Annotated in this window: 4 protein-coding genes; all 4 read left to right on the top strand. The window is 62.1% G+C overall.

From position 1 onward, the window contains the following. Window positions 1-928 (top strand): glycosyltransferase family 4 protein (locus JF66_RS18375; RefSeq protein ID WP_156109914.1); only part of this gene is annotated, 928 nt, incomplete at its 5' end. Between the two features lie 8 nt (window positions 929-936). Beyond that, complete coding sequence (gene gmd, locus JF66_RS18370) at window positions 937-1986, top strand: GDP-mannose 4,6-dehydratase (protein ID WP_035880280.1); 1050 nt, start codon at window positions 937-939, stop codon at window positions 1984-1986. After that, window positions 1986-2987 carry a GDP-L-fucose synthase gene (locus tag JF66_RS18365; protein WP_035880278.1) on the top strand — a complete coding sequence of 334 codons (1002 nt, stop codon included), beginning with the start codon at window positions 1986-1988 and terminating at the stop codon, window positions 2985-2987. The genes gmd and JF66_RS18365 overlap by 1 nt, the downstream gene beginning before the upstream one ends. 51 nt (window positions 2988-3038) lie before the next feature. Further along, window positions 3039-3999 (top strand): DUF4012 domain-containing protein (locus tag JF66_RS18360; RefSeq protein ID WP_156109913.1); only part of this gene is annotated, 961 nt, incomplete at its 3' end.

Below are 3999 nucleotides of genomic sequence, written 5' to 3'. Positions count from 1 at the left end.
GCTCTTCGCTAGCGCATTGGCAATGCTGCGCATCCGTTTCAGCAGCCGCAAACCAATCGTGAATATCTGGTTGCAGGACATTTACAGCTTGGGAATCAGAGAGACGGGCATGGGTGGTCTGGCGGTTGCGCGAATCGTGACGTGGGTCGAGAGGAAGACTTTGAAGGCTGCGGCTGGAGTTGTGGTCATTCACTCAAGGTTTGCTGAATATCTCAGTTCCAAACTTGGCGTCGACGCGGGGAGGATTGAGATCGTGCGGAATTGGACGCATCTTGGCGAAGCACCTGCCACCGACGCCTCTGTTGTTCGTCGTTCCCACGGATGGAGCGCTGAGGAGACCGTCGTGTTACACGCGGGCAACATGGGCGTGAAGCAGGGGCTTGAGAATGTCGTGAATGCGGCCCGCCTCGCGGATCAGCAGAAGCTGCCGCTGCGCTTCGTTCTCCTGGGGAACGGGAGTCAAAGAGAGGCGTTGCAGGAGCTTGGAGACGACGTACATTGTCTCGACTTCGTCGATTCGCTCGATGACGCGGAGTTTCAGAGTGCACTCAGCGCGGCCGATATCCTGCTGGTGAATGAGAAGCCGGGGGTGTCAGAGATGGCTGTGCCGAGCAAGCTCACATCGTATTTCAATGCAGGGCGACCGGTGTTGGCCGCCACAGATATGACTGGTGTGACAGCGAGCGAGATCAGAGCTGCTGGGGCTGGCGAGGTTGTCCCGGCCGGTGATCCTCAGTCTTTGGTGGATGCGGCGATGCGCCTTGGCAGCCACCCCACCGAGGCTGCAGCCTACGGAGCCAGCGGGTTGACGTATCGCAGAGACGTTCTTGGCGAAGAAGCCGCTATAGATAGGTATGCTCAATGGCTTAGGGGTTTGGCTTCAGCGGATGACCGCGTGCATGGCCGAGCCGTTCCAGCCAGACAGTAGGGGGCTTCATGGCCAAGCGCGCTTTCATCACCGGCATCACTGGGCAGGATGGTTCTTACCTTGCGGAGCTGTTGCTCGGCAAGGGGTATGAGGTTCACGGCCTGATTCGTCGGGCGTCGACGTTCAATACGTCGCGTATTGATCACCTGTACGTAGACCCTCACGACACGGGCGCGAAGTTGTTCCTGCACTACGGCGACCTGAGCGATGGTTCACGCTTGTCGACTCTTCTGGCGGAGATCAAGCCTGACGAGGTCTACAACCTGGCGGCGCAGTCGCACGTGCGGGTCTCGTTCGATGAGCCCGAGCACACGGCAGACACCACGGGCATGGGCACGATCCGGCTGCTCGAGGCCGTGCGCATGTCCGGGATTCACTGCCGGTTCTACCAGGCATCGAGCTCGGAGATGTTCGGGGCCACGCCGCCGCCGCAAAACGAGGAAACGCCGTTTTACCCGCGTTCGCCCTATGGCGCGGCGAAGGTCTACAGCTATTGGATCACCAAGAACTACCGCGAGGCGTACGGCATGTTCGCGGTGAACGGTATTTTGTTCAACCACGAGTCCCCGCGTCGTGGCGAGACGTTTGTGACGCGCAAGATCACCCGCGCTGTCGCGGCGATCAAGGCCGGCAAGCAAGACCACGTGTACCTCGGTAACCTCGATTCGATTCGTGACTGGGGTTACGCGGCGGAGTACGTGGAGGGCATGTGGCGCATGCTGCAGGTCGATGAGCCGGAAGACTTCGTGCTCGCGACCGGCGGCAACTTCACCGTGCGGGACTTTGTGCAGACGGCGTTTGAGCACGCGGGACTGGAATGGGAGGAGCACGTGCGTTTCGACGAACGCTACCTGCGCCCCACCGAGGTGGATGCCCTCGTCGGTGACGCATCGAAGGCAGAGGCGAAGCTCGGGTGGAAGGCCACCGTTGACACGGCGGAGCTGGCACGCATCATGGTTGATGCCGACATCACGGCGCTGGGTCATGCGGGTGGTCGCTGGATCGATGAGGTCAAGCTCGCGAGCTGGGGCACCAAAGACCCGGCGCCGGTTCTGTGATGACGGTGACCACGGAGACGTCCGATTCCCGCGACCAAGTGGAGTTCACGCCCGGGCCGCTCGACCGCACCGAAACGTTCTATGTGGCCGGACACCGCGGCCTTGTGGGCTCAGCCATTTGGCGGCGCCTGCAGTCCGAGGGGTTCACCGACCTGGTGGGTCGCTCATCGGCGGAGCTGGATTTGAAGGACCGCGACGCGGTATTCGCGTTTTTCGCCGAGACGAAGCCGCGCTACATTGTGCTCGCGGCGGCGAAGGTGGGCGGCATCCTCGCGAACAACACGTTCCCGGTGGACTTTCTGAGCGACAACCTGCGCATTCAGGTGAACGTGCTTGACGCGGCGTTGAAGCACGGTGTGGAACGGTTGTTGTTCCTCGGATCGAGTTGTATCTATCCGCGGTTGGCGCCGCAGCCGATTCGGGAGGATTCCCTGCTCACCGGGCACCTCGAGCCGACTAATGATGCGTATGCGATTGCGAAGATCGCCGGCATTCTGCAGATTCAGGCCGTGCGCCGTCAGTACGGGTTGCCGTGGATCTCAGCGATGCCGACGAACCTCTACGGGCCTGGCGACAACTTCTCACCCGCCGGGTCGCACGTGCTGCCCGCGTTGATCCGTCGTTACGACGATGCCGCGAAATCTGGTGCCGCGAGCGTGACGAACTGGGGCACGGGTACCCCGCGCCGTGAGTTCCTTCACGTGGACGACATGGCCGAGGCCTGCCTGCACCTGATGGAGCACTATGACGGCCCCGAGCAGGTGAATGTGGGCACCGGGAGTGATGTGACGATCAAGGAGATCGCGGAGACGATTGCCAGTGTGGTGGGGTTCACCGGTACCACCGAGTGGGACACCGACAAGCCGGACGGCACCCCGCAGAAGCTCCTCGACGTGTCTAAGCTCGCCCAAGCCGGCTGGACCGCCCGCATCGGCCTCGAAGCCGGTCTGCGTTCCACCGTGCAGTGGTACCGCGAACACACGGACACCATCCGCCAGTAACGGGGAGACCGGCTTGAGTTTTTGCACGTCGACGTCTGGTTGAATACTCAAATGGCTTCCTCTCACTCCGCCGCTCCCGATCCGACGAAGCGCGTGCGGACGCGCACGATTGTGTTGTGGGTGACCCTCGGTATCTTCGTGTTTCTCGTGGCCAGCGTTGCGTGGGTGGGGGTACGCGGGGTGATGGCCAAGGGCGAGCTCGAAAGCGCGATTCCCCTCGCGTCCACGATTCAGACTCAGGTGCTAGCCGGCGATGCCGCCGCGTCGGAGAAATCCGTGCAGGAGCTCGCACAGCACTCAGCGCGCGCCGCCTCGCTGACCAGCGACCCGGTCTGGCGAGCGTTCGAGATCATCCCCGTGCTCGGCAGCAACCTGACCGTTGTACGACAAGTCGCCGCCGTCGTGGACGACGTGAGTCACAACGTCGTGGGCCCCCTCACCCAGATTGCCGGGATCATCGACCCGACGGATTTCAAACCCGTGGACGGGGCCATCAACCTGCAACCCCTCGTTGACGCTCAACCGCAGATCGCTGCCGCAAATGCGGCCCTGGCCTCGGCCGAGGCTGACACCATAGCGATCGACGCAACGGACGCACTCTCCGTCGTACAAAACGCTGCCGGCGAGCTGAAGAGCACGGTGTCGAAAACCGCGGAGAGCGTGGGCTCGTTGAACCGTGCCGTGCAGATAGTGCCGGCCATGCTCGGATCCTCGGGCCCGCGCAACTATGTGTTGATCTTTCAGAACCCGGCTGAACTGCGGGCAACGGGAGGCAATCCCGGTGCGTTGGCGCTTTTGCACACCGAGAACGGCAAGCTCGAACTCACTCAGCAGGCCACGAGCACTGATTTTCCTCGGTATGCAACGCCAGTTGTGGATCTCCCGACTGACACGCGCAGCATCTACGGCAACATCACCGGACAGTTCATGCAGGACACCACACTCACCCCGCAGTTTCCGTTGACCGGCGAGATCGTTCGGGAGATGTGGCGACAGCAGTTCGGTGTGGAGG

The sequence above is a fragment of the Cryobacterium sp. MLB-32 genome (assembly GCF_000738085.1).
Taxonomy (GTDB): Bacteria; Actinomycetota; Actinomycetes; order Actinomycetales; family Microbacteriaceae; genus Cryobacterium.
Note: the sequence above shows the minus strand (reverse complement) of the source record. Positions and strands in the feature narration are given on the sequence as shown.

What these genes read in the sequence shown, in the direction of transcription:
- gmd (WP_035880280.1), top strand. Translation starts at nt 937, where the DNA reads ATGGCCAAGCGCGCTTTCATCACCGGCATCACTGGGCAGGATGGTTCT.
- JF66_RS18365 (WP_035880278.1), top strand. Translation starts at nt 1,986, where the DNA reads ATGACGGTGACCACGGAGACGTCCGATTCCCGCGACCAAGTGGAGTTC.